This window comes from Planktothrix sp. PCC 11201, assembly GCF_900009135.1.
Taxonomy (GTDB): Bacteria; Cyanobacteriota; Cyanobacteriia; order Cyanobacteriales; family Microcoleaceae; genus Planktothrix.
In genome coordinates, this window is record NZ_LT797773.1 from 1 (window position 1) to 543 (window position 543).

Annotated in this window: 1 pseudogene; it reads right to left on the reverse strand. The window is 37.0% G+C overall.

The features are described from left to right. Window positions 1-521 (reverse strand): annotated as a pseudogene (locus PL11201_RS25650) (ATP-dependent helicase); the annotation flags it as partial. Window positions 522-543 lie beyond the last annotated feature (22 nt).

A 543-nucleotide genomic window follows, 5' to 3' on the forward strand; every position in this document is an offset into this window, starting at 1 on the left:
ATATATTGATCTTTGTAAAGAATTTGTTTAAATAATTGGGTATAGTGATACCAAAAGAAGAGGTCAGAACCGAGGCTCATTTCTGAGGGTTTTTGTTGAGCGAAGAAGTGAATCTCTTTAAGAAGTTTTATAATTGTGTTGAGGGAATTAAATTTATTCCGACTAGATACCAATTGATAAGTTGTAATTTCCCATGTAGCAAATTCTTCAAATTCTAAGTTTAGGTCAGTTTCTAAGTATTTTGCTAATTCCGGTGAAGGAAGCGGTTGCTGATTAAGGGTTGGCAGGGCAAAGTATTTAAGGGAAATCCGATTCGAGATTAAACGCGAATAATCTTCAGAAATCCCGATTTCATTTTGCACAAATGCTTCTAAACTCGATGCTTTCAGATGTTGGGGATGGAGTGTGTCCGGGTTTGACTTTGTTTTGCGGGTCGAAGTTTCAACCCAAAGGTAAAATGCACCTTGTTCGATGAAATCACCTGTTGTTTCAGGAATCCAGGTTCCGTGCAGGATTTTCATGGTGAGATGTTATTTTAATTTG